26 protein-coding genes are annotated in these 26,517 nt (G+C 40.7%); all 26 read right to left on the bottom strand.

Annotated features, from left to right (window positions below):
• Positions 1–32 precede the first annotated feature (32 nt).
• Positions 33–1,013 (bottom strand): zinc-binding dehydrogenase, encoded by a 981-nt coding sequence (locus IRY55_RS09955; RefSeq protein WP_194563172.1) that lies wholly within the window; start codon positions 1,011–1,013, stop codon positions 33–35.
• Positions 1,014–1,100: 87 nt separating this feature from the next.
• Entirely contained in the window at positions 1,101–1,583 is a 483-nt protein-coding gene (locus IRY55_RS09960) for a helix-turn-helix domain-containing protein (protein WP_194563173.1), read from the bottom strand.
• Positions 1,584–1,599: 16 nt separating this feature from the next.
• Positions 1,600–2,094, bottom strand: a complete 495-nt coding sequence (locus IRY55_RS09965) for a dUTP diphosphatase (protein ID WP_194563174.1) — start codon at positions 2,092–2,094, stop codon at positions 1,600–1,602.
• On the bottom strand, positions 2,095–2,370 hold the full coding sequence (locus IRY55_RS09970; protein ID WP_194563175.1) for a DUF1294 domain-containing protein: 276 nt from the start codon (positions 2,368–2,370) through the stop codon (positions 2,095–2,097).
• Between the two features lie 57 nt (positions 2,371–2,427).
• Positions 2,428–2,787, bottom strand: a complete 360-nt coding sequence (rplT, locus tag IRY55_RS09975; protein WP_194563176.1) for a 50S ribosomal protein L20 — start codon at positions 2,785–2,787, stop codon at positions 2,428–2,430.
• A 59-nt stretch (positions 2,788–2,846) separates the two neighbouring features.
• Entirely contained in the window at positions 2,847–3,044 is a 198-nt protein-coding gene (gene rpmI / locus IRY55_RS09980; RefSeq protein WP_194563177.1) for a 50S ribosomal protein L35, read from the bottom strand.
• Between the two features lie 33 nt (positions 3,045–3,077).
• A complete protein-coding gene (infC, locus tag IRY55_RS09985) occupies positions 3,078–3,584 on the bottom strand; it encodes a translation initiation factor IF-3 (protein WP_194563178.1) in 507 nt (168 codons plus the stop codon).
• 321 nt (positions 3,585–3,905) lie between these two features.
• Positions 3,906–5,870, bottom strand: coding sequence for a threonine--tRNA ligase (gene thrS / locus IRY55_RS09990; RefSeq protein ID WP_194563179.1), 1,965 nt, complete (start codon positions 5,868–5,870; stop codon positions 3,906–3,908).
• A 327-nt stretch (positions 5,871–6,197) separates the two neighbouring features.
• Complete coding sequence (gene dnaI / locus IRY55_RS09995) at positions 6,198–7,148, bottom strand: primosomal protein DnaI (protein ID WP_194563180.1); 951 nt, start codon at positions 7,146–7,148, stop codon at positions 6,198–6,200.
• Positions 7,135–8,520, bottom strand: a complete 1,386-nt coding sequence (locus IRY55_RS13595; protein WP_194563181.1) for a replication initiation and membrane attachment family protein — start codon at positions 8,518–8,520, stop codon at positions 7,135–7,137. Before IRY55_RS13595 ends, dnaI begins: the two co-directional genes overlap by 14 nt.
• Before the next feature lie 7 nt (positions 8,521–8,527).
• Complete coding sequence (gene nrdR / locus IRY55_RS10005; RefSeq protein WP_194563182.1) at positions 8,528–8,986, bottom strand: transcriptional regulator NrdR; 459 nt, start codon at positions 8,984–8,986, stop codon at positions 8,528–8,530.
• Between the two features lie 169 nt (positions 8,987–9,155).
• A complete protein-coding gene (locus IRY55_RS10010; RefSeq protein WP_194563183.1) occupies positions 9,156–10,178 on the bottom strand; it encodes a glyceraldehyde-3-phosphate dehydrogenase in 1,023 nt (340 codons plus the stop codon).
• 144 nt (positions 10,179–10,322) lie between these two features.
• Positions 10,323–10,922, bottom strand: a complete 600-nt coding sequence (gene coaE / locus IRY55_RS10015) for a dephospho-CoA kinase (protein ID WP_194563184.1) — start codon at positions 10,920–10,922, stop codon at positions 10,323–10,325.
• Positions 10,923–10,930: 8 nt separating this feature from the next.
• Complete coding sequence (gene mutM / locus IRY55_RS10020) at positions 10,931–11,803, bottom strand: bifunctional DNA-formamidopyrimidine glycosylase/DNA-(apurinic or apyrimidinic site) lyase (RefSeq protein WP_194563185.1); 873 nt, start codon at positions 11,801–11,803, stop codon at positions 10,931–10,933.
• A gap of 3 nt (positions 11,804–11,806) precedes the next feature.
• Entirely contained in the window at positions 11,807–14,443 is a 2,637-nt protein-coding gene (gene polA, locus IRY55_RS10025; protein ID WP_194563186.1) for a DNA polymerase I, read from the bottom strand.
• Positions 14,444–14,531: 88 nt separating this feature from the next.
• Positions 14,532–15,968, bottom strand: a complete 1,437-nt coding sequence (pnpS, locus tag IRY55_RS10030; RefSeq protein WP_194563187.1) for a two-component system histidine kinase PnpS — start codon at positions 15,966–15,968, stop codon at positions 14,532–14,534.
• Entirely contained in the window at positions 15,968–16,672 is a 705-nt protein-coding gene (locus IRY55_RS10035) for a response regulator transcription factor (RefSeq protein ID WP_194563188.1), read from the bottom strand. Before IRY55_RS10035 ends, pnpS begins: the two co-directional genes overlap by 1 nt.
• Before the next feature lie 230 nt (positions 16,673–16,902).
• Positions 16,903–17,841 (bottom strand): malate dehydrogenase, encoded by a 939-nt coding sequence (gene mdh, locus IRY55_RS10040; RefSeq protein WP_194563189.1) that lies wholly within the window; start codon positions 17,839–17,841, stop codon positions 16,903–16,905.
• 166 nt (positions 17,842–18,007) lie between these two features.
• Positions 18,008–19,276 carry an NADP-dependent isocitrate dehydrogenase gene (icd, locus tag IRY55_RS10045; protein ID WP_194563190.1) on the bottom strand — a complete coding sequence of 423 codons (1,269 nt, stop codon included), beginning with the start codon at positions 19,274–19,276 and terminating at the stop codon, positions 18,008–18,010.
• Between the two features lie 66 nt (positions 19,277–19,342).
• Positions 19,343–20,458: a citrate synthase gene (gene citZ / locus IRY55_RS10050; RefSeq protein ID WP_194563191.1), complete on the bottom strand. Its 1,116-nt coding sequence runs from the start codon at positions 20,456–20,458 to the stop codon at positions 19,343–19,345.
• Between the two features lie 255 nt (positions 20,459–20,713).
• Entirely contained in the window at positions 20,714–21,118 is a 405-nt protein-coding gene (locus tag IRY55_RS10055; protein WP_194563192.1) for an FxsA family protein, read from the bottom strand.
• A 67-nt stretch (positions 21,119–21,185) separates the two neighbouring features.
• Complete coding sequence (gene pyk, locus IRY55_RS10060; protein ID WP_194563193.1) at positions 21,186–22,946, bottom strand: pyruvate kinase; 1,761 nt, start codon at positions 22,944–22,946, stop codon at positions 21,186–21,188.
• A 76-nt stretch (positions 22,947–23,022) separates the two neighbouring features.
• Positions 23,023–23,982, bottom strand: coding sequence for a 6-phosphofructokinase (pfkA, locus tag IRY55_RS10065; RefSeq protein ID WP_194563194.1), 960 nt, complete (start codon positions 23,980–23,982; stop codon positions 23,023–23,025).
• 18 nt (positions 23,983–24,000) lie between these two features.
• Complete coding sequence (locus IRY55_RS10070; RefSeq protein WP_194563195.1) at positions 24,001–24,951, bottom strand: acetyl-CoA carboxylase carboxyltransferase subunit alpha; 951 nt, start codon at positions 24,949–24,951, stop codon at positions 24,001–24,003.
• Positions 24,948–25,805: an acetyl-CoA carboxylase, carboxyltransferase subunit beta gene (gene accD, locus IRY55_RS10075; RefSeq protein ID WP_194563286.1), complete on the bottom strand. Its 858-nt coding sequence runs from the start codon at positions 25,803–25,805 to the stop codon at positions 24,948–24,950. The genes IRY55_RS10070 and accD overlap by 4 nt, the downstream gene beginning before the upstream one ends.
• 4 nt (positions 25,806–25,809) lie before the next feature.
• Positions 25,810–26,460, bottom strand: coding sequence for a FadR/GntR family transcriptional regulator (locus IRY55_RS10080; RefSeq protein WP_194563196.1), 651 nt, complete (start codon positions 26,458–26,460; stop codon positions 25,810–25,812).
• Between the last annotated feature and the right edge of the window lie 57 nt (positions 26,461–26,517).

Consider the following 26,517-nt stretch of genomic DNA (forward strand, 5'->3'; position numbering starts at 1 on the left):
CATCTCTTAAAGAAATGTTTCACGTTTGCGACTTAATTCATTGTAAGAACGACTTTTCCAAATTGTTCACTGTGCTCCAAACGTTCCATAGCAGCGGATGCCTCTTGCAATGGATATACGCAGTCAAGCACAGGCTTCAATTCGTATTGCTTCATTAAATGTAAAAACTGTTGCAATTCTTCACGACAAGCCATCGTGGATCCGATGATTCGTTGTTGATTATAGAAAAATGTGCGCAAGTCTAATTCAACAGTATCCTCTGTCGTAGCACCAAATACGACGAGGCGCCCTCCACGTTCAAGCACTTCCAACGAACGATTAAAAGTTGCGCGACCAACACTGTCAATTACGAGAGTGATAGTTTCATTCTTTAATGCTGTCCCCCAGTCCTCTGCCGTATCTAAAACGAGATCCGCTCCTAATGTTTTCAATTGCTTGCGCTTTTCAGCATCGCGTGAAGAGGTCACGACACGCGCTCCGAGAGCTTTTGCAATTTGAATCATATACGTCGCAACGCCACTACTCCCCCCGGGAATAAAGACGGTATCTTCTTCAGTCACTTGCCCTTTTGTAACGAGTGCGCGATATCCTGTCATACCAGCTAAGGCGAGCGAAGCGTTTTCTTCCCAAGTGAGATGGGATAAAGTAGGCTCGACTTGTTCTTCTGATATCGTAATAGTTTCAGCGAATGTTCCGTCATCTGGCATTCCTAAAATATCATAATCCGCTGGAGCTGCTTCACTTTGAGTATACCAACGAAGTGAAGGGTTAATAATGACTTCATCTCCGACTTGCCATCTTGTAACATTTGGCCCCACTTCTTCAATCGTTCCTGCTCCATCTGAACCTAATATAAGAGCCGTTGACGCTCCTTGACGACGATTTTTAATATAGAGGTCACGACGGTTTAAAGAAGCTGCATGTAAACGAACACGCACCTCATGTGAGCCACATCGGCGAACAGGTCGTTCTGTTAATACATAATCGTTTCCTTCATGAACATATGCTTTCATCTTCCATTCCTCCTTTTCTTCATCATACCGAATATTCGAGAAATTGTGTAATTAAAAAAGACTGCTTCGAAAAAGCAGTCTGTTTTATTATTTGACATAAGAATATTTAATTTTGGCTAATTCATATAGCTCGTGAACATCTTTCTTTGGCAATTGGAGGACGAGCTTCATCAGTTCAAACTCCATAAGTTTACGCCCTTTCGTACCGCGATAGACATCTTTATTTTCATTAAAGTGAGCAATTTGTTCAGCATATTCAAATGGTAAAGATGAAGCCCCATCGTGCATCATTTCACGCATCTGTTCGAAACGGACGAGCATGCGAAATTCATCGCTCGTCTCTTCCCGTCTCTCTTCTTTTCCGATGATTAATTCATCTGTTGAAACGTTAAAACGATCAGAGATTTTGGCAATCCACGCAGCGCTTGGTGCATTTTTTCCTTGTTCCCAGTCCTTAATTCGACTCGCAGAAGTTCCGATTGCTTCTCCAAAGGCAGACATCGATAAATTGCGTTGTTCTCGTAACGCATTTAGCCGTTTTCCAAATTCTTCACGACTCCATTCTTGCATCTAAAAAGCCTCCTCTTTAATAACCTCGCTTTTGACGTTCATAATTCTCTTCATTTTTTGCAATATATGCTTCAATGATTGAATCGTTCGAAAATTGTAAATGAAAAGCGAGTGCATCATACCATTGCCAAATAATTCGATAGTGGTGTTCTGTTGGATTATTTAAAAATGTTACAATCGCTTCGTAAGTTGACATAAATACTTCTGTAACATTCTTCTCCTTCATTGTATCATCACTTTGCGGCCATGTCTTAATATTTGTTAAGCCACGTTCAATGCCTAGCGATAAAATAAAGTGAATGGAATCAACATACTCCTCGATAATAATTGCTCGTTCAGAAGGTCCCTTCGTACTCCAAAATTTAAAACAGCGCGTTTCATTCGCGAGTTCTCCTAATTCAACGAGCAAAGCCAACCCTTTTTCACGAAAAACGTCTGTTTGCTCTTTACGATTTCTTTGAATATATGCATCTAGCTCTGTTTGCATTTGAAATAATTTTGCCAGTTTCATTTATATCATTCCTCCTTGAATAAGTAAGGTTGTCCATATCACGCCATGTAACAATGTCATAAGTGGTGCTCCATACATGAAAGAAAAACGTGTTGTTTTATGACGGTATTTTCGAGCGCCATAAGCAATACCCAATCCTCCACCTAATAGGCCGATTGTTAACAGACGCTTTTCCGATACACGGTATTGTCCTAAAATTGCTCGTCTCTTATCCACACGCATTGCAATCGTTCCAATTATCGTTAATAGCACATAATAGACCATCCAAATAAGCATCTGTTCCTCCACACAAAAAAACTGTCATTATATAAGTATAATGACAGTTCTCATCAATTATTTTGCGATTGCTTGTTTCGCTGTATCAGCAAGTTGTGCGAATGCTTGAGCATCGTTCACTGCTAAATCAGCAAGCATTTTGCGGTTAACTTCAACACCCGCTACTTTTAAACCGTGCATTAAGCTTGAGTATGAAATATCGTTCATACGTGCTGCCGCATTAATACGTGTAATCCATAATTTACGGAAGTTACGTTTTTTCTGACGACGGTCACGGTACGCATAGTTGAATGAACGCATGACCTGTTCATTGGCAGTGCGGTATAATGTATGTTTTGAACCGTAGTATCCTTTTGCTAATTTTAAAACTCGGTTTCGACGTTGACGTGAAACTGTTCCAGCTTTTACGCGTGGCATAATAATGACCTCCTACTATTTCCTATAAAGTGTTTGTAAATGTTTGATGCGAACGATGATTACATGTAAGTGATCATTTCGCGAATGCGTTTGTAGTCACCAGAAGAAACGAGTGACGCCTTACGTAAGTGGCGTTTTTGTTTCGTTGATTTGTTAGCGAATAAGTGACTTGTGTATGCGCGGCCACGTTTTACTTTTCCTGAAGCTGTCTTCTTGAAGCGTTTCGCTGATCCGCGGTGTGTTTTCATTTTAGGCATGGTGATTCCTCCTACTAAAATTTCTTTTGTTTCTTATTTCTTTTCATTGACTGGGCCAAGCATGAGGAACATGCTGCGACCTTCCATCTTAGGTTTTACTTCTACTGTCGAAATATCTTTACATTCCTCAGCGAAGCGCTCAAGCACTTCTTGACCGAGTTCTTTATGCGTAATAGCACGACCACGGAATCGAATTGAAGCTTTCACTTTGTCGCCAGCTTCTAAAAACTTACGTCCGTTGCGAAGTTTCGTCTGGAAATCATGTTCGTCGATTGACGGGCTGAGGCGTACCTCTTTCACGTTAATGACTTTTTGATTTCGACGTAATTCTCGTTCTTTCTTTTGTTGTTCGAACTTGAACTTTCCATAGTCCATGACACGAGCTACTGGGGGTTTCGCTTGAGGAGCGACGAGAACGAGATCTAAGTTTGCATTTGCTGCAATGTCGAGTGCTTCGTTTTTCGATTTAATCCCGAGCTGTTCCCCGTTGTGATCGATTAAACGAACTTCTCTTGCGCGAATGCCTTCATTGACATACATGTCTTTGCTAATCGTAATCCACCTCCGAATATTGTCTCGCGAATACATGGTTTGGGTCGTTAAAGCAAATAAAAAAAGTAGACAAACTTTATTTGTCTACCCGCGTATATGCATGCATAGTGAACTATGCGAACATTTATGTGTCAAACCAGCCGACAGAATAGACATCAGACAGGTGAGAAGCGGGTAGCTCCTACTTATACCACAAACTGTATTCAGTTAATTTCTTAACCTTTATAACTATACCACCGTTCTTTCACACTGTCAAACATTATTTAAAAGAAATGCTTCCACTCTTTCGAAATGGAAGCATTCTTTCTATTATTTATCTAACTCTAAGTCGTGACGCTCTGATGCATGCATCACTTCGCGAATGATATTTGCGACGAATTGAGAGACAGACATCGTTTCAGATTGTTTCTCTCCGTATTTACGTACGTTGACGTCACCTGTTTGCATTTCACGATCTCCAAGCACGAGTGTGTACGGGATTTTTTGGACTTGTGCTTCACGGATTTTATATCCCATTTTTTCTTCACGATCATCAATTTCAACGCGGATACCACGTTTGACGAGTTCATCGCGAACAAATTCTGCATATTTATAATGCACATCATTTGAAACGGGGATAATCTCCACTTGTACTGGAGCGAGCCACGTTGGGAATGCCCCTTTATATTCTTCAATTAAATAAGCGACGAAACGTTCCATCGTTGAAACGACCCCTCGGTGAATGACGACTGGACGATGTTGTTTTCCGTCTTCTCCAACATATGTTAAATCAAAGCGCTCTGGTTGTAAAAAGTCGAGCTGTACAGTTGAAAGTGTTTCTTCCATACCGATTGCCGTACGTACTTGCACATCTAATTTCGGACCGTAGAACGCCGCTTCCCCTTCTGCTTCTACATAGTCGAGATCTAATTCATCCATCGCTTCTTTCAATAACTTTTGCGCGCGTTCCCACATCGCATCGTCATCGAAATATTTCTCTGTATCTTCTGGATCACGGTATGATAAGCGGAATGAATAGTCTGTAATGTTGAAGTCTTCGTATACCGCTAAAATTAATTCTACAACACGTTTAAACTCTGCTTTAATTTGGTCTGGACGAACGAAAATGTGCGCGTCATTCAATGTCATCCCACGAACACGCTGTAGTCCTGATAATGCTCCAGACATTTCATAACGGTGCATCGTACCGAGTTCTGCGATACGCACTGGTAAATTACGGTATGAGTGAATGCCATTTTTATAAACCATCATATGGTGTGGACAGTTCATCGGACGCAGGACGAGTGTTTCATTATCCATTTCCATCGGTGGGAACATTCCGTCTTGATAATGACCCCAGTGACCTGATGTCTCATATAAATCTTTCGATCCGAGTACTGGTGTATAAACGTGTTGGTAGCCGAGTTTTTCCTCGATATCGACGATGTAACGCTCGATTGTGCGACGGATTGTCGCACCTTTCGGTAACCATAACGGTAAACCTTGTCCTACTTTTTGCGAGTTCATAAATAAATTGAGTTCACGACCAATTTTACGGTGGTCGCGTTCACGCGCTTCTTCCAACATTTTAAGATGTTTTTTCAATTCATCTTTTTTGAAGAATGCTGTTCCATACACACGTTGTAACATTTTATTATCAGAATTTCCACGCCAATATGCTCCAGCTAAGCTCAGCAATTTAAACTCTTTCAATTTGCCTGTTGAAGGTACGTGGACACCGCGACATAAATCGAAGAAATCTCCTTGTTCGTATACAGTGACTGTTTCATCTTCTGGAATCGCTTCTAATAATTCGATTTTATAAGGGTCATTGATGTCTTCAAACATTTTACGTGCTTCATCACGTGTGACTTCATGACGAACAACTTCAATATTTTCTGAAATGATGCGACGCATTTCTTTCTCAATTTCTGGAAGATCATCTGCTGTCAACGGTTCTACCGGATCCATGTCATAGTAAAATCCGTTTTCAATCACTGGACCGACACCGAATTTCGTTTCTGGGAATAGACGATGTACCGCATGCGCTAAAAGGTGCGCTGTACTATGGCGTAAAATTTCTAACGCTTCATCTGAGTTCGGTGTAATAATTTCAATCGTTCCGTCTTCTTCAATTGGACATGTGAAATCGATTAATTCACCATTTAACTTACCTGCTAATGCATTTTTCTTTAATCCTGGGCTAATTGAACCGGCTACGTCTGCTGTCGTCGTACCGCGTTCAAATTCCTTTACTGCTCCATCTGGAAATGTTAATTGAATCATGTTTGCCATTGTTCGCACTCCTACTCTTTTTCTATTTTTGAACACAAAAAAACCTCGCCCTATGAAAGGGACGAGGTTGTATTCGTGGTTCCACCCTTCTTCCTTCCTTTTGACAATGCTAAAAAGCACTTCAAAAAGACGAAGCTTGAGACAAATAACGGCTTGTTACCGGCAATCGATTAAACTCGATGCTGCTTGGAGGTGGTCAATGATTTGTTCAATCCGAAGCTCTCACCGAATGCTTCAGTCTCTGAACATTGAGGTCAAATCAAAGGTGTCCTCGTCAATGCATTTATATTTTGAATGCCCATATTATACAAATAATCTATTTATTTGTCAACTTTGATTGCGCATGTTTTTCCCTTTTAATTCAATCGGTTCACTCACTTCGCGAATTCGTTCCATAATTCGCCCTGCTTTTACTTCTTCTTTCTCGCCTCTCTGCGTATAGGTTAAATGATAAGCAAGTTCGTTCATATTAAAATTCGATGTAAAAAATGTCGGAAGCTGTTCAGACATTCGGTATTGTAAAATTGTTCCGAGTATATCGTCTCGTACCCAAGCGCTCATCGATTCCGCACCAATATCGTCCAACATTAAAACCGGTGCTTTTTTCACAAAATCAAGTTTCGGTTCTAGTGATTGATTTTGTATCGATTGTTTCATCTCGCGGAAAAATTCTGGTAAATATACGATAACTGTTTGAATGTGTCGATTTGCTAATTCATTCGCTAAAGCACCGATAATAAAAGACTTTCCGACACCGAATGGACCGTGAATATACAATCCTTTTTTCGGAAGCTTCCCTGTCGCATCATACTCATTTAAAAATTGCTTCGCTCTTTGAACGACAAATACACGACTGTCATCAAAAAACATATCGATATGGGAAAGTTGTGCTTTTAAAACATCTTTCGGCATATACATACTTGAAATCATTCTCTCTAATTCACGCTCTTGTTCATTTTTAATGCGTGATGGGCATTTTGAATATTTCAACTCAATAGCGCCATTTTTTAAAATGAGATCCGGCTGTAGTCCAGCGACAACATTGATACATCCTTCAAGTGAAGGACAACGATCACATTGATGAGAAGCTTGTGTAAATTCATAAAGCTTTGCGATATTACGATCGACAATCGGATCATCTACCGTCAATTGATGCTCGTGTAAAAATTGAATGATCGCTTTATTTTGGATGATTTCACCCTTTAATTCTGTCATTTGAGCACGCAAACGAGGTGAACGAGCTAATACCTCTTGCAAACTGCGATTAATTGGTTCCATTCGTGTCACCTTCTTTCTTCGGGATGCCGAGCTCTTCAATCAATGCTTGACGAAGGCGTTCCACTTCTTCGGACGTTTCTTCTTTCTCTTCCTCTTCTGTCGCTTTTCCAAACCACTCTGGAACCGGCTCTTCTCGAGTAGAACGCTTCGTATACATATTTGGACGTTCTGGTTTACGTTCTTTTTCTTCCTTATATTTTTGATATTGCGTATGTTCTAATTTCGATATCGCAATAGCTTCTTTCGCCGTTTTGATTCCTTTAATCGCCCATTGTTGCGCAATCGTTTCTGTTAAACTCGCCGTGATTTTTCCATTGTAATTTAAATAAATGTAATGAAGAAGAACGTTGATGACCGGAGTTGGCATACTATGTTCGTTCATGAGACGTTCTACTAATTTTAATGTCGTAGGATACGGTTGTTTTTGCGAAATATCACAAAGAAGTTGAGCGGGTGATACCGTATTAAAGTAGCGTAACATGTCATTTTTTTCATCGCCTACTTCACTCACTTCTTCGGTTGTCGGCACATCATCCGCTTTTCTTCGTAGTGCCGGCGGTTCTGTTGAACGATTTAACTTATAAAAGTCGACAGCAGTCTTGCGAATTGTCTGTTCAGTCAATTCTACTCCATATTGATTCATGGCAATCAATAGCACTTCTGCCATATCGAACGGGCTATATTGATATAAATGCGCTAAGTTTTGAATGAGTGCTTTCGGCAATCGTTCAAACTGAGCATCATCCATCAACTGTTCAGATAAATGGTCTCGTAATGCTTTAAAATCAAAAGAAGGTAAACGGTACGATGATTCTTCTTTTATTGAAGTTTCGAACTGATGATTCTCTTCGAGTGCAGGTAATGTTCTCATCGAGGTCGGTTCAAATAAGTCAGTAAAAGAACGAGTCACATTGTGTAAAGCATCCTTCTTCCATTTTGGAACAATGAATAAGTCACGCAGCCGAACATAAGTTGCTTCCCCTACCTTACTAAATAAAAAAGTAGATAGCAGCGGATCATCAAAAAATGATTTTGCTGAAACAGGTGGCATCAGTTCATAATAATAGAGTGGGATCTCATTTTGTTCTACGTATGAATTCAATAGGCCAATTGCTTCGAGCCTCATTCGCCATTCTTGAATCGTCGTAATGGACTCTCCGAAAAGATTCATATAAAAATAATGATTTTGAACTTGTTCAGATTTTCGCTCATATTCTGTTAACATCATCATATATAATGAGATGGACTCGATACCAACGAGCGGTTGATAAAGCGAGTAGACGACATGACGGTCTTCTTCCGTAATCGGGTGGGACCGTTTGATTGTATAGTGATCAATTGGCTCTAAATCAACAAGCGTCACTTTTTTCACCTACATTTCAATCCTCTTTATTGCGTAATTTTAATAATTCTTCAATGAAGACATTTGTATCTTTATAATGGCGGTAAACAGACGCAAAACGTACATACGCCACTTCGTCGAGATCTGCTAAACGTTCCATGACCATCTCACCTAATTCACTTGAAGGAATTTCTACAATTCCCTCATTGCGCAATTCTTTTTCAATCGTGTAAACGATATTCTTCAACTCATCAATAGGTACCGAGCGCTTCTCACAAGCGCGAATGAGACCGCGCAAAATTTTATCTTCATTAAATTCTTCCGCTGTCCCATCTTTTTTCCGAACGATGAGCGGAATTTGTTCAATTTTTTCAAATGTTGTAAAACGAAAATGACACGCTTCACATTCACGTCGACGACGAATAGCTCTATTTTCTTCTGCGGGGCGAGAGTCGATTACTTTCGTTCCGTAATGATGACACGCTGGGCATTCCATAATTGTTCCTCCACTCAGTTATAATTATCTTCATTATAACAGATGTTCATACATCTTGTACTTGAAGAAGCGAGACAATTCAAAAAGGATGAAAGATTTCTCTTCCATCCTTTTTATAGAGAGTCAACCATTTAGTGTCTAGCCATCTAGTTGTCTCTCTTGTATTTAATTAAACATTTGCTGTTGCTTTTAATTGTTGTCCTACTTTTTCCGCGAGTTGTACAACGCGTGCTGAGTAGCCCCATTCATTATCGTACCATGCGAGAACTTTTACTTTACGATCTTGCATGACAATTGTCGATAATGCATCAACTGTTGCTGATGCTGTTGAAGTATTGAAGTCAACAGATACGAGTGGTTCTTCCGTGAAGTATAAAATACCTTTCATTGGACCGTTTGCCGCATCTTCGAATGCTTTATTCACTTCTTCCACTGTTACGTCACGTTTCACATCGACCACTAAGTCAACGAGTGAGACGTTCGGAGTCGGTACACGTAAAGCCATTCCGTGAATGCGTCCTTCTAATTCAGGTAAGACGAGTGATAAAGCTTTTGCTGCACCTGTTGAAGTTGGAATGATCGATTGTGCACATGCACGCGCACGACGTAAGTCTTTATGCGGGTTGTCTAAGTTTTTCTGGTCATTCGTATATGCGTGAACTGTTGTCATTAAACCGTTCTCGATTCCGAATGTATCATTTAATACTTTCGCTACTGGTGCGAGACAGTTTGTCGTACAGCTTGCGTTTGAAATGATATCATGTTTTTCAACATTTAATTGCTCGTCATTTACGCCGAGTACGATTGTAATGTCTTCATTTTTAGCTGGCGCTGAAATAATGACTTTTTTAGCACCTGCTTTTAAATGTTTCGCTGAACCTTCATAGTCATTAAATACACCTGTCGCTTCAATTACGATATCAACACCGAGATCTTTCCACGGTAAATTTTCTGGGTTTCGGTCTGCGACGAGTTCGACGCGATGTCCATCAATGATGATCGCATTATCTGCTGCTTGTACTTCTCCGTCATACGTTCCGTGCACTGTATCGTATTTAATCAAGTGCGCTAACGTTTCTGCTGGGTAAAGTGCGTTAATTGCTACGACTTTTAAGTTGTCATTTTTCATCATTTGGCGAAAAGCCATTCGTCCGATACGTCCGAATCCATTAATTGCTACCGAAGTTGTCATGTATGAAATCCTCCTGCATGTATGTTATACTGTTTCTGTTTTTCTGTAAATTAGTATAACACATTCACATATAAAAAGTTAGTTTTTCATTAAAATTGTTTTATTTGTACTTCACAATTGTGTAACAATCAATCAGAAACATCTTCAATCCAATGTTTCCTTCCATCTTTCAATCATTTTCATAACTTGTTCTTCCGTATGTTTTAATGTGCTACTATTATCAATCACATCATCTGCACGCTTCACTTTGTCTTGCACAGCAATTTGAGATTGAATACGTGCTTTCGCTTCTTCTTCCGTCAAATGATTGCGTTCCATTAAACGTTTTAATTGCGTGCCTTCATCAACCGTGACGACGACCACGCGATCCACTGTTTCAGTTAAGCCATTTTCAAATAATAGCGGAATATCCATAATGATGATGCGTTCTCTATTTTCAATGTGATACGCTTTTTGGCTTTCCATCTCTTCTCGAATCGCTGGATGCATGATCGCATTCAACGTATCGCGCGCTTCTTTATCATTAAAGATGATGTTACCTAGCGCTGGACGATTTAATGTGCCATCTTCTAACAATACTTCTTCTCCAAATGCCTCTACAATTTTTTGTAAAGCAGGTCGCCCTTTTTCTACGACAACTCGCGCGACTTCATCTGCATCTACAACTGGGATTCCTCGTTCTTTCAACATATTTGCGACGGTGCTTTTCCCCGTCGCAATGCTTCCTGTTAATCCGATAATCATTTGTTCACCTACTTTTGACATTGCGGACAGTATGTCGATGTCCGATTTTGAATTTGTATTTGCTTCGTTGCGCTTCCGCACTCGGGACATACTTTTTTATTGTACATTTGATGGACATTTTGCATCGTTCCCGATTCGCCGTTTACATTACGGTAATCTGAAATCGAACTGCCCCCTCTCTCGATACTTTCGTTCAAAATCGCTACAATCTCTTGAAACAATGCACGCTTACGCTGTTCTGAAATGCGACGACATGCGCGTTTCGGATGAATCTTTTGTTTGAACAATGCTTCTGTTGCATAAATGTTGCCGCATCCCGAAATGACAGTCCCATCCATAATTGCTTGTTTAATTGGCTTCTCTAGCCATTTCGGTTCTGAAACACGTGCGATAAAATAATCTTCTGCTCCTTCATCAAACGGTTCTGGTGCCATTTGAAGGAGTGGCGGATAGTCCGCTTCTTCTTTTAATAAGCGAAGTTCGCCGAAACGACGGATATCACTATAGATGAGAAGTCTCCCATCATCAAGCGCGAAAACCGCATGAATGTGACGACGAAACTTCTCTTCTGTCACATCATCTAATGAATTACCGACGAACCAAGCACCCGTCATACCGAGATGACTCGCTAGTAAATACGTTTCACCATTTTTAGTTAATGTCATATAAATATATTTGCTGCGACGTGTGATCGATTCGATTTGCATTCCTTCCATTTCGCGAATGAATGTCGGCACGTCCAATGTTTTCACAATCGCTTCTTTTCCTTCTAACTTCGAGGCGATGACGACATCTGATATTTCAACCCGTTCGATTCGTTCATGATTTAATTCCTTCACTAAATCACGCACGACGAGTTCTACTTCTGGCAGTTCTGGCATCGATTACACCTCATACCATGACGCGCCACTCGCGCTATCTACTTTTAACGGTACGCGCAATTGAATCGTTTGTTCCATCACTTCCGGAACAATTTTTTCAAGGATCGCAATTTCTTCTGCTGGTGCTTCGAAAATTAATTCGTCATGCACTTGCAATAACATTTTCGCTTGCAGTCCTTCTTCTTTTAAACGCGCATTCATATCGATCATCGCACGTTTAATAATGTCAGCTGCACTTCCTTGAATCGGCGTGTTCATCGCTGTCCGTTCTGCAAAGCTTCGAACGTTAAAGCTCGAACTATTTAAATCAGGTAAATAGCGACGGCGATTCATCAATGTTTCCGCATATCCACGTTTTCTAGCAATTTCGATACTTTTATCCATATAGCGTTTAACTCCTTCAAACGTATGCAAATACGTGTCGATGAATTTTTTCGCTTCTGGGCGTGAAATATTTAAGTTTTGAGATAAGCCGTAATCGCTAATGCCGTAAATGATTCCGAAGTTGACGGCTTTCGCTGCACGGCGCATATTCGAATCTACTTCTTCGCGTGACACGTGGAAAACATTCATCGCTGTTTCTGTATGAATATCCGCTCCTCTTTGGAAAGCGTCTATTAACTTTTCATCTTCTGAAATATGAGCAAGTACACGCAATTCAATTTGTGAGTAGTCCGCTGCGAACAATTTCCATCCTTCATGAGAAGGAACGAACGCTTCACGAATTTTGCGCCCTTCTTCTAGGCGAATTGGAATGTTTTGCAAGTTCGGGTTAATCGAACTTAAACGTCCCGTCGTCGTTAGTGCTTGTTGGAAGCGCGTATGAATTTTACCATCTGTATGAATCTCTTTTTGCAAACCTTCTACATAAGTTGAATTCAATTTGCCGAGCTGACGGTAAAGCAAAATGAGCGCAATAATTTCATGCTCATGTTCAAGTTTTTCTAAAACATCCGCCGCTGTAGAATATCCTGTTTTCGTCTTTTTAATCGGAGTGAGACCAATTTTCTCAAATAAAATGACACCGAGTTGTTTTGGAGAATTAATATTGAACGTTTCTCCTGCTAACGTGTAAATATCAGATTCTAACATTGCAAGTCGCTCACTTAAATCTTTTCCTAACGTTTGTAAAACCGTTTCGTCCACTGCAATACCTTCTGTTTCCATTTCGCTTAAAATAGAAGCTAATGGGAGTTCTAAGTCGTGGAATAACTCATACTGTTCGCTCTCTTTTAACTGCTCTTCTACAATCGGTACACTATCCCAAACCGCCTTCGCTTTCGTTGCAGCGTGATACGTATAAACGTCAAATTCAGGCACTTGACGTTTTGCTCCTTTACCATAGACGTCTTCATCTCGACGAACTTCATACGGTAAAGTTAACTCTTCTGCTAATTGCGCAATTTCCTTTTGAGCATTGGATGCATCCGCGATGTAAGAAGCGAGCAACAAATCGTATTGCACACCACGTAATGCAATACCATAACGATGAAGGACACTTTGAATCGCTTTCGTATCCGATGCATATTTAATGATTGTTTCGTCTTCTAACCATACTTTTAAAGACTCATATTCAGCAATTTGTCGTTCATCGAATGTGTACACACCTTCGCTACCTTCTTTTCCTGCCATTGCCATCGTCATGACGAGTACGGGGTCTGTTAAATAATTATCTCCGTCCAATTCAATATGAAGGCTCGCTTTTTCCGGCCAAACGATTCCTTCTTCGCGGTCGAAAGTGACATAAGAAATTTCGACTTGCATTTCAGAAGGGGCATCTCCTTTTAATTGATCGAGCAAACGTTTCGATTCTAACATTTCATATTGCTCGCGTAATTTCTCAAGGTCCGGTCCTGCGTAGTTCATCATATCGGCAGGCACATCGATTGGAGCATTCACTTCAATCGTCGCAAGTTGTTTACTCATGAACGCTTGGTCGCGATACGTCGTCAGATTTTCATTGAGCTTTTTTGCCGTAATATCATCGAGATGTTCGTATACACCTTCAACCGTTTCATACTGCTTTAACAATTTTAACGCTGTCTTTTCTCCGACTCCTGGGACGCCTGGAATATTGTCTGAACTGTCGCCCATTAACCCTTTCATATCGATAATTTGTGGTGGTGTAATCCCATACTTCTCCATCACATGTTCCGGGGTATACTTCTCCATATCGGTAATCCCTTTACGGGTAATGAACACTGTCGTTTTATCTGTGACGAGCTGCGTTAAATCTTTATCGCCTGAAATGATGATCACGTCATGTGAATCATTGTAAAGATTCGCAAGCGTCCCGATAATATCATCCGCTTCATACGCTTCTAATTCATATTGCGCGATGCCGTGGGCTGTTAATATATCTCGAATGATTGGAAACTGTTCACGCAATTCATTCGGTGTTTTTTGACGCCCTCCTTTATACTCTTTGAAAGTTTCATGACGGAATGTCACCTTGCCTTTATCCCAAGCGACGAGGATTTGTTCAGGGTGATGTTCTTCTAAAATATTTTGCAACATCATTGTAAAACCATACGCTGCATTCGTATGAACTCCTTGACTATTCGTTAATAGAGGTAAAGCAAAAAATGCACGGTATGCTAAACTGTTCCCGTCTAATAGTAGTAATTTCGGTTTCGTCATGTATTCGTCTCCTTTTTTATTCATTGTATCTCTAGTGTACCACGAACATCAATTCGGATTCACGCATGAAAAAACAGTTTAGCACACGCTAAACTGTTTTCAACTCTTTTCGATTCGATTGGCGTGGTGGCAAATAAATTGTGAATGTTGTTCCTTGGTCCACTTCGCTCTCCACTTCGATTCGCCCTTTATGCGCTTCAACTAAATGCTTGACGATGGCTAAGCCAAGCCCCGTCCCTCCAGAGTCTCTAGCACGGGCTTTATCGACACGGTAAAAACGTTCAAATAGTCGATTTTTCTCTTCAGGTGCAATACCGATTCCTTCATCTTGAATCGATACAAATACTTCTTCGTCCACTGTACCATACGAAACATGAATACATGTTTCTGGTTTAGAATACGAAATAGCGTTCGTTAATAAATTGACAAATATTTGAATGAGACGCCGATCATCTGCCTCCACGACAGCTTGATCATTTCCCTCCACTTCCAAATCAATTCGCTTGTCGAGACGTTGATTTTCTGTAATCGCAATCGCATCTCTCACAACATCCCCAATTTGGACATACTTCATTTGAAGTTGGAATTCTGTCCGCTCAATTCGAGATAACTCTAATAAATCATCAATTAATAACTGGAGGCGATCACTCTCTTTTTGAATAATTTCCAAAAATTGAATCGTTACTTCTCGGCTCTCAATCGCTCCGTCTAAAATCGTCTCTGTAAATCCTTTGATCGATGTAACAGGTGTTCGCAATTCATGGGAAACGTTAGCAACGAAATCTTTTCGGATTTCTTCTAAACGTACAAGTTCTGTAATATTATGAAAAACGATAATAATGCCTAGCCAATTACCGTGCATCCCAATAACAGGTGCACCATACACACTTAAATGAAGACGTTCTTCCCCACGGCGAACGGTCATTTGTTGATCGAATGTCGCTTCTGTTAAAAATACTTCTTCTATAACTTCTTCAACTTCATCTGGTAGACCGATGCTGTAAAATTGCTTACCAAGTATATCGCGACGCTTATAACCAAATTGTTTTTCAAAAACACCATTTACCATATTCAAATTTCCTTCTCGACCGAACATGAGTAGTCCGCTTCCGATGCTTTCGACAAGGGTCTTCGTTCGTTCTTGATCCATTTCTCTCAAAATTTGAAGCTCTTGAAGATTGCTAGCAATTTGATTCATCGCAATACTCAGTCGATCATCTGTAACGTCCGTCATCGGCACGCGCGCTAAATAATTTCCCGATGTTAATTGCTCAGCTGTTCGTGTTACAGTTTCGACTGATTTTGTATACGCATAAATGACACGGACTAAAATGAGTCCTGTCGTAAAAAATAATAAAGTGGTGACAATGACGATAAAACTCCAATACTTCTGTTGAATCGCCACGTCTACTTGTTGTTCAAACAAATAAAAAAATTGACTAAAGACGATTGCGGCGAGCGTCATCATAACGAACAAGACCGTCATGACGGCAACGACAAGTTTTGAGTAAATCGTCTGTCTCATTATTTTTGCTCCTCGAATTTATATCCAATCCCTCTCACAGTTTTAATATATTTCGGTTTTTTCGTATTTTCTTCAATTTTTTCGCGTAAATGACTAACATGGACATCGACAATGCGTGTATCTCCGGCAAAATCATAATTCCAAACAGCACTCAATAACTGATCGCGAGTAAGGACACGGTTTTTATTTTGCATAAAGTAGACGAGTAATTCAAATTCTTTCGGTGTAAACTCTAATTCTTCGCCATCTTTTAACACTTCATAACGTTCTGGATAGACGATGAGAGAACCTTCTTTCAATTGTTCTTGCTGTTCTTCTTGTCCTGACTGTTTGGAACGACGTAATACTGCTTTTACACGTGCCAACACTTCTCTCGGACTGAAAGGTTTCGTCATATAATCATCGGCACCAATTTCTAAGCCGAGTACTTTATCCGGTTCTTCTCCACGCGCTGTTAGCATAATAATGGGCACATGATTTTCCTCATGACGCAATTGGCGACAAACATCGATACCATCCAACTTCGGTAACATTAAATCGAGCAATACGAGATCTGGGCGCTCTGCCCGGATTTTCTCGAGTGCTTCCTCTCCATCTGCGGCTGTTAATGTTTCATAATTGGATTGTTTTAAATTATATTCAAGCAATGTACGAATCGGTTGTTCGTCATCGACAATTAAAATCTTTTTATCTTCGTTTCTCATAAAAGGCTTCGCTACTTTCTATTTCATATTTTTAAGTCTTCCTTGAAGTTTTGTGAATATTTCATTTAAATTGTATCAATAATATGAATGAAAATCGACAACAGACCTATCTTTCAAACGTTAAGATTGTGTAAATTCCGTTATTTCCCTTTCTCCTTAAAGTGGTTACAATTTTTTTCAAAATAAAAATCTACCGCAATGAAAGCATTACGGTAGATTTCTTTTATTTTCTAAGAAAGAATATTCATTACTGCACGAACAGCGTCTGCTGATTTATTTAAAGCTGCTTGCTCATCTTCTGTGAGGTCGAGTTCAATAATTTTTTCAATTCCATCTGCGCCAAGTACTGTTGGCACTCCGAGGTAAAGGTCATGTAAGCCATATTCCCCTTCTAAATACGCGATAGATGGAAGTACACGTTTCTGATCTTTTAAAATAGCCTCTGCCATTTCAACGAGTGCCGCTGATGGTGCGTAATAAGCAGAACCATTACCAAGTAAGTTGACAATTTCCGCGCCACCTTTACGAGTACGTTCGATAATTTCTTCCATACGGTCTGCCGGAATTAAATCAGCGAGAGGTACACCGCCTGCTGAAGAATAACGAATGAGCGGAACCATTTCATCTCCATGTCCACCAAGTACGAACCCTTGAACGTCTTTCACAGATAAGTTCAATTCTTGCGCAACAAATGTGCGGAAACGTGCTGTATCAAGAACACCTGATTGACCGATGACACGTTCTTTCGGGAATCCCGATTTTTTAAATACTGTATACGTCATCGCATCGACTGGGTTTGTTAATACGAGAATAATAGCATTTGGTGCGTATTTGACGATTTGCTCTGTAACAGATTCCATTACTTTTTGGTTCGTTTGCACGAGATCATCCCGGCTCATCCCAGGTTTACGTGCGATTCCTGCTGTAATGATGACGATATCAGAGTCTTTCGTATCTTCATAATTGCTCGTTCCGATAATATTTGCATCGAATCCTTGTACAGGACTTGCCTCTAACATGTCGAGTGCTTTCCCTTTTGCCGGGTTTTCCATCTCTGGAATGTCGACGATGACGACATCAGCAAGCTCTTTTTGCGCAAGCAAAAATGCTGTCGTTGCCCCCGTGAAACCTGAACCGATTACGGATACTTTTTTACGTTGCATTGTCATAACAAAACGCTCCTTTATGTGTAGTCATTTTTTATAAAAAAGCGGTGAACAATTACCGCTTTTATACACGAATAGGTTGTAGCTAATTTGTTCTTATATTAAGTATAAGGAATAAATCATTTTATGTATAGGAAAGAGGAGTACAAAGACTCCTCTTTCTTAAAAATTATAAGTTTTTGATGAGTTCATCAGCGAACTCTGAAGTTTTCACTTCTGTTGCACCGTCCATGAGACGTGCGAAGTCGTAAGTAACAACTTTAGATGAGATTGTTTTCTCGATTGAGTTCGTAATCATTTCGCCAGCTTCTGTCCAACCTAAGTGGTCGAGCATCATAACTGCTGAAAGGATAACTGATGATGGGTTAACTTTGTCAAGGCCAGCGTATTTTGGAGCAGTTCCGTGTGTCGCTTCGAAAATTGCATGTCCTGTAACGTAGTTAATGTTCGCACCAGGTGCGATACCGATTCCACCTACTTGTGCCGCAAGAGCATCTGAGATGTAGTCTCCGTTTAAGTTCATTGTAGCAACTACGTCGAACTCACGTGGACGTGTTAAAATTTGTTGTAAGAAGATGTCAGCAATTGAGTCTTTAACGATCATTTTGCCTGCAGCTTCAGCATCTGCTTGTGCTTTGTTTGCAGCGTCAACGCCTTCTTTATCTTTAATTTCATCGTATTGGTTCCATGTGAATACTTTGTCGCCGAACTCTTGCTCTGCAACTTCGTAGCCCCACTTCTTGAATGCACCTTCAGTGAACTTCATAATGTTACCTTTGTGCACGATTGTAACGTTTTTACGGTTGTTGTCGAGTGCGAATTGAATCGCTGAACGTACTAAACGTTTCGTTCCATCTTCAGAGATTGGTTTAATACCGATACCTGAAGTTTCTGGGAAACGGATGTTTTTAACGCCCATTTCGTTTTGTAAAAACTCAACAATTTTCTTAACTTCGTCTGTACCTTCTTCGTACTCGATACCAGCGTAGATGTCTTCTGTGTTTTCACGGAAGATGACCATATCACAATCTTCTGGACGCTTAACTGGTGAAGGAACACCTTCGAACCAACGTACAGGACGTAAACAAGCGAAGAGATCTAGTTCTTGACGTAATGCAACGTTCAATGAACGGAATCCTCCACCGATTGGCGTTGTAAGTGGTCCTTTAATTGCGATTAAGTATTCTTCGATTGTATCGAGTGTTTCTTGTGGTAACCATTCACCTGTTTCGTTGAATGCTTTCTCTCCCGCAAGAACTTCTTTCCATTCGATTTTCTTTTCGCCATTGTATGCTTTCTCAACAGCTGCATCGATCACACGTACAGATGCGTTCCAGATATCTGGGCCTGTACCGTCACCGATGATGAATGGGATTACTGGATTATTTGGTACGTTAAGTACACCGTTTTCCATAGTTACTTTTTGTGCGTTTGACATTGATAAAGTCCTCCTCAATATATATTTACAGAGACAATTGTCTCTATCGTTAACACGTTTTGAATATTATCGTTCTTCTACTGGAACATACTTGCGTAAGTCCGGTCCGACATATTCAGCACGTGGACGAATCAAACGGTTGTTTTCATACTGCTCTAAAATATGAGCTGTCCAACCCGCCATACGTGACACCGCGAAAATCGGTGTGAATAAGTCATGGTCGATTCCTAATGAATGATATACAGTTGCTGAGTAGAAGTCAACGTTTGGTAAGATACCTTTCGCTTTTGTGAAGTAATCGTCAATCTTCACTGACATCTCGTAATACTCAGGCATACCTTTTAATTCCGTCAATTGACGTGACATTTCTTTTAAGTGCTTCGCACGTGGGTCACCATTGCGGTATACGCGGTGTCCGAAGCCCATAATTTTTTCTTTATTTTCGATTTTAGACTGGATGTATGGTTCTACATTGTCTACTGAACCGATTTCTTCAAGCATAATCATTACTTGCTCGTTCGCTCCACCATGAAGTGGTCCTTTTAATGCTCCGATTGCTGCTGTTACACCAGAATAAATATCTGAAAGTGTCGCAACGCAAACGCGAGCTGTAAATGTAGATGCGTTTAATTCATGGTCAGCGTGTAAAACGAGTGCTTTGTTCATCGCCTCAATTGCGATTGCTTCTGGTTCTTCACCATCTAGCATGTAAAGGAAGTTCTCTGCATAGCTGAGTTCTTTCTTCGGTGCAACTGGCTCTAAACCTTTACGGATGCGTGAGAATGCTGTTACTACTGCTGCTACTTTCGCTTGTAATCGAAGTGCTTTGCGGTAATTCGCTGCTTCTTCCATCACTTCTGCTTCTTCATCGAAAAGTCCGAGCATTGATACCGCTGTGCGAAGTCCCGCCATCGGATGAACTTGGTCGATTGGGTAAAGTTTGAAATGATCAATAATTCCTTGTGGAAGCGTCATGTTTTCAGCGAGCTGTTCTTTAATTTCTGCTAATTCTTCCGCATTTGGTAAACGTTTGTGCCAAAGTAAATATACTACTTCTTCAAAGCTAGCTTTCTCAGCGAGTTCATCGATATCATATCCTACATACGTAAGTGTTGAATCGATGATCGAGCTCACTTGAGATTGTGCTGCAACGATACCTTCTAACCCTTTTGTTGCTGTCATAAATATTCGCTCCTTCTGTACCTCTAACTAACATCTCGAATGATGGGATGTGGAGTGTTCGAATTTTGTTAGATTAGATTATGTTTAATTTTTTCTACGTTTTTAAACAGTTCCATATCTTATTATAATCAACTTTTCACCTTTTGTGAATGGAAACGCTTTACCTTTTTTAATAAACTTGTCTTTCCTCTTCCTTTTCTTTTTGTCTACTTTGTGACTAATGTGATGTTTTCAAGACATTTAGACGTTTTTATTTTACTTAATACGCTTTCCATTCACGATAATAATTTCATCATTTTGTATTTTCTTTGCTAATTTTCGTACAAAAAGCGGTCGTATTTGCTTACGAACGATTGGGAAAAGTAATAAAAAACCAAAGATATCTGTAATAAATCCTGGTAAAACGAGTAAAATTCCTGCGACCCCAATTAACACACTATCTATTAAAGCAAGACCTGGAGCATCCATCGTTTGCATGCGGTATTGGAATTGTTGCCAAGCTTTAATTCCTTCTCGTTTCGCCAAATAAGCTCCGAGCACTCCCGTCGTTACAATTAATAGCAAGGTAGGCCATAGACCGAACCACTTACCAGAATAAAGCAAAGCGACAATTTCAATGAAAGGGATTCCTACAAATAGTAGAATCAAGTATTTTAGCATGTTCTCATTCCTCCTGTTCATTGAAAAAGAAGGTCGTCCTTAGACTGACCTTCTCTTCATGAATCTATTATAAGACGCGAGCATGCCCGCTGTAAATACATCCTGTTTCAGCATGTAGCGTGATTGGGCTACCATCTAAGATTTTCTCTGTAGCACCTTCCACTCCTACAATTACCGGAATACCGAGTGATAGTCCTACAACAGCACCGTGGCTCGTTAAGCCGCCTTCTTCTGTTACAAGACCCGCACATTGTTCAATGAGATGAATCATATCTTTATCCGAAGATTTCGTGACGATAATCGCGTCTTTCACATCGACACCCTTCAAATCTTCCGCTGTTTCAGCGACCACTGCACGGCCGTAAACATTCGCTTTACCGATTCCTTGTCCACTTGCGACGAGATCTCCAATAATGTGAATTTTCATTAAGTTTGTCGTGCCTGCTTGACCTACTGGAACACCGGCTGTGATAATAACGACATCTCCGTGATCAATATAGTTATTTTCTAAACTTGCATCGACCGCTTCTTGTAAAATATCATCGATTGTTGTCGCACGTTTACCCGTAAGTGGGTAAACTCCCCAAGCTAATGTTAATTTTGTCGCAATACGCTCTGACGATGTCACAGCGACAATAGGACAACCCGGACGATATTTCGCAATCATACGTGCAGTCTGGCCACTTTCTGTCGGTGCTAAAACGGCGCGTACTTTTAAGTTGAGTGCCGTATATGCTGCTGCTTGACCGATTGATTCAGTCATATTGCCATGTTGTTCACGGCGACGCGCCGAGACGACTGTTTTATAATCGATTGCATTCTCAGTTGTTACGGCGATACTATGCATCGTTTTTACTGACTCTACAGGATATGCCCCGGCAGCCGTTTCACCTGAAAGCATAATTGCATCGCTTCCATCAAAGATTGCGTTCGCTACGTCGCTTGCTTCAGCGCGTGTCGGACGTGGATTCCACTGCATAGAATCGAGCATTTGAGTCGCTGTAATAACAGGTTTACCCGCTTGATTACATTTGCGAATGAGCTCCTTTTGAACGAGCGGCACTTCTTCCGCTAAAATTTCAACGCCGAGATCTCCACGCGCTACCATGACACCATCTGAAATACTTAAAATTTCATCGATGTTTTCGACTCCTTCTGCGTTTTCAATCTTCGGAATGATGTGGAGGGAACTGCCACCGTTCGCTTCTAATAATTCACGAATAATCATGACATCTGCTGGTCGACGAACAAATGACGCTGCAATAAAATCGACATCTTGTTCAATCCCAAATAATATGTCTTCACGATCTTTATCTGTAATTCCTGGAAGTCGAACCGCTACTCCTGGAACATTAACTCCTTTGTTATCTTTCAAATGACCTGAGTTGACAACAACTGTACGAATAATTCGTTTATCGTAATCTTTCCCCGTCACTTCTAATTGAATGAGTCCATCGTCGAGCAAGACGAGTGCACCTACTTCAAGATCGTCGATTAATTTATCATATGTTACCGAGAATAAATTCGGCGTGCCGAGCACTTCTGACATAGAAATTGCCACTTCTGCTCCTGATTTTAATTCAACTGACCCATTTTCCATTTTGTGCGTACGAATTTCAGGACCTTTCGTATCGAGTAAGATTCCGACTACTTTCCCTGTACGTTTAGACGCTTCACGAATCGCTTGGATTCGGGCACGGTGTTCATCTTGCGTTCCGTGCGAAAAGTTCAAACGTGCGACGTTCATTCCTGATAGCAATAATTGGTCTAAAATTTCCGGTGCTTCGCTCGCCGGACCAATCGTACATACAATTTTCGTTTTTCTCATGATTTAACCGCCTCTTATTCGTTATTCAATTCATATTTCGCTTCTCTAGTATATATGAAATTAGACACTTTGTCTTTTAAATAGACAGCTCTTTAGACAATTTTAACATTTCCATATCTAAACAGTCCTTCGTATTGAAAACGTCCTGAAGAGGGTAAGCGACGATTTTGTGATTGCGCATGCCGATTGCTACAGTCTTTTGACCTGCTTGTAATTCTTCGACAGCGCGCGCTCCATAACGACTTGCAATGACACGATCGCGTGCGGAAGGAGATCCGCCTCTTTGCATATGACCGAGCACTGAAACACGTGTTTCAACATCCGCCTCGTCCTTCAGTAGTTGAGAAAGTTTAGCACCAGACATAACACCTTCCGCTACGACGATAACACTATGCTGTTTACCGCGTTCTGAGCTTTGATGCAAACGCGAAACGATTTCATTCACTTCTAAAGGCTCCTCGGGAATGATAATGGACTCCGCTCCTCCACCAAGACCCGCCCAAAGCGCTAAATCTCCAGCATCTCGTCCCATCACTTCTACAATGAAAATACGCTCATGGGAGCTTGCCGTATCACGAATTTTATCAATCGCTTCGACGACCGTGTTCAACGCCGTATCGAAACCAATTGTAAATTCAGTCCCTGTAATGTCGTTGTCAATCGTCGCTGGTACACAAGCTACAGCAATTCCATAAGCAGATAACTCTAGAGCTCCTCGAAAAGAACCGTCTCCACCGATGACGACAAGCCCTTCAATTCCTTCAGCCTTCAGATTATCCGCTGCCTTTTGACGCCCTGTTTCCGTCATGAATTCAGGACTGCGCGCAGAGCGTAAAATCGTTCCTCCACGTTGAATGATATCACCGACTGAACCAAGTTCGAACAGTTCAAATTCTCCTTTGATCAATCCGTCGTATCCTTGATAAATCCCGACAACTTCCATTCCTTCATACAATGCCTTACGTACGACTGCACGCAAGGCAGCATTCATCCCTGGTGCATCGCCACCGCTCGTCAATACTCCAATCTTTTTCATTGCACATGATCCCTCACTTTACTCCGTAAATTGACCGATCGCACGAAACTTGTCATAACGACTTTGAATCAATGCGTCCTCATCTAAAGAGTTTAACATGTTTAGTGACTTTTGTATGACTTTGCGCATATTTTCAGCTTGTTGCTGAACATTACGATGCGCACCACCTAATACTTCTGGAATGATTTCATCGACGACTCCAAGTTCTTTTAAATGAGGGGCCGTAATTTTCATCGCTTCTGCTGCTTGCTTAGCGAGACTTGCATCTTTCCATAAAATCGATGCTGCTCCTTCTGGAGAAATGACCGAGTACGTGGAATGCTCAAGCATATGCAAATGGTTCGCAACACCTAATGCTAGTGCTCCACCGCTTCCGCCTTCTCCAATCACAATGGAAATCACTGGAACTTTCAATCCTGCCATTTCAACTAAATTACGCGCAATCGCTTCACTTTGGCCACGTTCTTCTGCCGCTTTCCCTGGATATGCCCCTTTTGTATCGATAAAACAAATGATGGGTCGTTTAAATTTTTCTGCTTGTTTCATTAAACGAAGCGCTTTTCGATATCCTTCTGGATGTGGCATACCAAAGTTGCGACGGACGTTTTCTTTCGTGTCCTTACCTCTTTGATGCCCAATTACTGTCACGGGTAAACCTTCAAATGATGCGATTCCTCCCACAATCGCTGCATCGTCTCCGTACAAACGATCACCATGTAACTCCATAAATGAATCAAATAGTTGCGCAATATAATCGAGAGAGGTCGGACGCTCTCCATGTCTTGCTACTTGGACTTTTTGCCACGAGTCCATATGTCCGTAAATTTCAGTTTCCAACTTTTTAAGTCGTGCTTTTAAATGATTAATTTCTTCTGATAAATCGACAGCATTCGCTTCTGTAAATTGTTCTAGTTCATCTATTTTTTCACGCAACTTAATGACTGGTTGTTCGAATGGTAAAGTTTTCATACATCTGTACCCCCTGTATGTAAATCAACGATTAGAGCAAGTCTCTCCCGCAAATCATGCCGATGAATTACAGCATCTAATTGTCCGCAGTCCAATAGAAATTCAGCTGTTTGGAAATTTTCCGGAAGTTTTTCACGGACAGTTTGTTCGATTACACGACGCCCAGCAAAACCGATTAATGCTTGTGGTTCTGCTAAGTTAATATCCCCTACAGAAGCGAAACTTGCCGAGACACCACCTGTCGTTGGATAAGTCATGATCGACACATATAATAACCCTTTTGACGAATGACGCTGTAATGCTACGCTTGTCTTCGCCATCTGCATTAAAGATAAAATTCCTTCCTGCATACGAGCTCCACCACTTGCTGCAAATATGAATACAGGTATTTCTTCTTTCGTTCCTAATTCAATGAGTCGTGTTAATTTTTCGCCAACTACAGAACCCATTGAACCCATACGGAAATGCGAATCCATAATCGCTACAGCGATGCGACGGCCTTCTAATTGAGCAATCCCTGTCAATACCGCCTCATTCAATCCTGTTGCTTCTTGGTCAACTTTTACTTTTTCCATATATCCAGGAAATCCGAGTGGATTCTCTGTTTTTAAATGGTCATCGACTGAAATAAAACTTCCTTCATCGAATAAATAATCCATTCGCTCATATGCTGTCATCGTATAATGATAATCACATTTTGAGCATACTTTCCCGTTTTTTAATAATTCTGTCGTCATTTCGATTGCTTTACATTTCGGGCACTTCGTCATAATCCCTTCTGGCACATCTTCTTTTGCCTGTTTTGAAGGAATCGTTACAGCTTGCTTTTTCTTTTTAAATAAATCGCGAATCATCTCGTTATTCCCTACTTTCTCGTTCAATAATATCCACCCATTTTTCATAATGAGTTAAGGCTTGTTGTTCATTTTGCAAACCGAGGTTAATTAACAACTGAGCTAATGGTTCTGCTTCTTCTTCTGTTGACAATGCGTCATAATGAATTTGGTCATATTGCTTCACTAAAAACCAAATTTTCAAAGATAAACGATTTTCTGAAGCGACGAGCATCTCTCGCATCACATCTTCTCGCCATACTGCTCCCTCATGTAAAACTTGCGCATACAAACTTTCCCAAACAGGGAGCTTTGCTGCTGCTTCATTACGACAAATCTCGCTGATTGCTGCTCTCTCATGCATACGTCTCGTTTTTCGCACATCATCGACGGATTGTTGACGTTGCAAAATAAACGTTGACAACACTTCAACAAGTTGATGGCGTTTAAAATCAGCTAAAAACGTTCCTTCTCCTCGGCGCGTCTCAATTAGTCCGAGCAACTCCATACTACGCAAAGCTTCACGAATAGTTGGACGACCGACTTCTAACCTTTCGGATAATGAACGTTCCGACGGTAATTTTTCGCCAATTTTAATTTGCTCTTCTTCAATGATGGAGCGAATTTCTTCCACAATAGCCAAAAAGCGTTTCGGCGCTTGTTGATCTTTCGTCATGAACGCTCTCCTTCTCTCTTTTTAGTGGTCATACCACTTCTACAAATAAGCATACAT

The organism is Savagea serpentis (genome assembly GCF_015351395.1).
Classification (GTDB): domain Bacteria; phylum Bacillota; class Bacilli; order Bacillales_A; family Planococcaceae; genus Savagea; species Savagea serpentis.

What these genes read in the sequence shown, in the direction of transcription:
- polA (WP_194563186.1), bottom strand. Translation starts at nt 14,443, where the DNA reads ATGACGAAACCGAAATTACTACTATTAGACGGGAACAGTTTAGCATAC.
- IRY55_RS10035 (WP_194563188.1), bottom strand. Translation starts at nt 16,672, where the DNA reads ATGAGAAACGAAGATAAAAAGATTTTAATTGTCGATGACGAACAACCG.
- IRY55_RS10080 (WP_194563196.1), bottom strand. Translation starts at nt 26,460, where the DNA reads ATGACGAAAGATCAACAAGCGCCGAAACGCTTTTTGGCTATTGTGGAA.
- IRY55_RS09955 (WP_194563172.1), bottom strand. Translation starts at nt 1,013, where the DNA reads ATGAAAGCATATGTTCATGAAGGAAACGATTATGTATTAACAGAACGA.
- IRY55_RS09960 (WP_194563173.1), bottom strand. Translation starts at nt 1,583, where the DNA reads ATGCAAGAATGGAGTCGTGAAGAATTTGGAAAACGGCTAAATGCGTTA.
- citZ (WP_194563191.1), bottom strand. Translation starts at nt 20,458, where the DNA reads ATGACAGCAACAAAAGGGTTAGAAGGTATCGTTGCAGCACAATCTCAA.
- IRY55_RS10070 (WP_194563195.1), bottom strand. Translation starts at nt 24,951, where the DNA reads ATGAAAACTTTACCATTCGAACAACCAGTCATTAAGTTGCGTGAAAAA.
- mdh (WP_194563189.1), bottom strand. Translation starts at nt 17,841, where the DNA reads ATGACAATGCAACGTAAAAAAGTATCCGTAATCGGTTCAGGTTTCACG.
- dnaI (WP_194563180.1), bottom strand. Translation starts at nt 7,148, where the DNA reads ATGGAACCAATTAATCGCAGTTTGCAAGAGGTATTAGCTCGTTCACCT.
- IRY55_RS09965 (WP_194563174.1), bottom strand. Translation starts at nt 2,094, where the DNA reads ATGAAACTGGCAAAATTATTTCAAATGCAAACAGAGCTAGATGCATAT.
- icd (WP_194563190.1), bottom strand. Translation starts at nt 19,276, where the DNA reads ATGTCAAACGCACAAAAAGTAACTATGGAAAACGGTGTACTTAACGTA.
- thrS (WP_194563179.1), bottom strand. Translation starts at nt 5,870, where the DNA reads ATGGCAAACATGATTCAATTAACATTTCCAGATGGAGCAGTAAAGGAA.
- infC (WP_194563178.1), bottom strand. Translation starts at nt 3,584, where the DNA reads ATGTATGTCAATGAAGGCATTCGCGCAAGAGAAGTTCGTTTAATCGAT.
- pyk (WP_194563193.1), bottom strand. Translation starts at nt 22,946, where the DNA reads ATGAGAAAAACGAAAATTGTATGTACGATTGGTCCGGCGAGCGAAGCA.
- pnpS (WP_194563187.1), bottom strand. Translation starts at nt 15,968, where the DNA reads ATGAGACAGACGATTTACTCAAAACTTGTCGTTGCCGTCATGACGGTC.
- IRY55_RS10055 (WP_194563192.1), bottom strand. Translation starts at nt 21,118, where the DNA reads ATGCTAAAATACTTGATTCTACTATTTGTAGGAATCCCTTTCATTGAA.
- IRY55_RS10010 (WP_194563183.1), bottom strand. Translation starts at nt 10,178, where the DNA reads ATGACAACTTCGGTAGCAATTAATGGATTCGGACGTATCGGACGAATG.
- coaE (WP_194563184.1), bottom strand. Translation starts at nt 10,922, where the DNA reads ATGATTATCGGATTAACAGGAAGCATTGCGACGGGGAAAAGCACCGTC.
- nrdR (WP_194563182.1), bottom strand. Translation starts at nt 8,986, where the DNA reads ATGGAATGCCCAGCGTGTCATCATTACGGAACGAAAGTAATCGACTCT.
- accD (WP_194563286.1), bottom strand. Translation starts at nt 25,805, where the DNA reads ATGATTCGCGATTTATTTAAAAAGAAAAAGCAAGCTGTAACGATTCCT.
- IRY55_RS09970 (WP_194563175.1), bottom strand. Translation starts at nt 2,370, where the DNA reads ATGCTTATTTGGATGGTCTATTATGTGCTATTAACGATAATTGGAACG.
- mutM (WP_194563185.1), bottom strand. Translation starts at nt 11,803, where the DNA reads ATGCCAGAACTGCCAGAAGTAGAACTCGTCGTGCGTGATTTAGTGAAG.
- rpmI (WP_194563177.1), bottom strand. Translation starts at nt 3,044, where the DNA reads ATGCCTAAAATGAAAACACACCGCGGATCAGCGAAACGCTTCAAGAAG.
- rplT (WP_194563176.1), bottom strand. Translation starts at nt 2,787, where the DNA reads ATGCCACGCGTAAAAGCTGGAACAGTTTCACGTCAACGTCGAAACCGA.
- pfkA (WP_194563194.1), bottom strand. Translation starts at nt 23,982, where the DNA reads ATGAAAAAGATTGGAGTATTGACGAGCGGTGGCGATGCACCAGGGATG.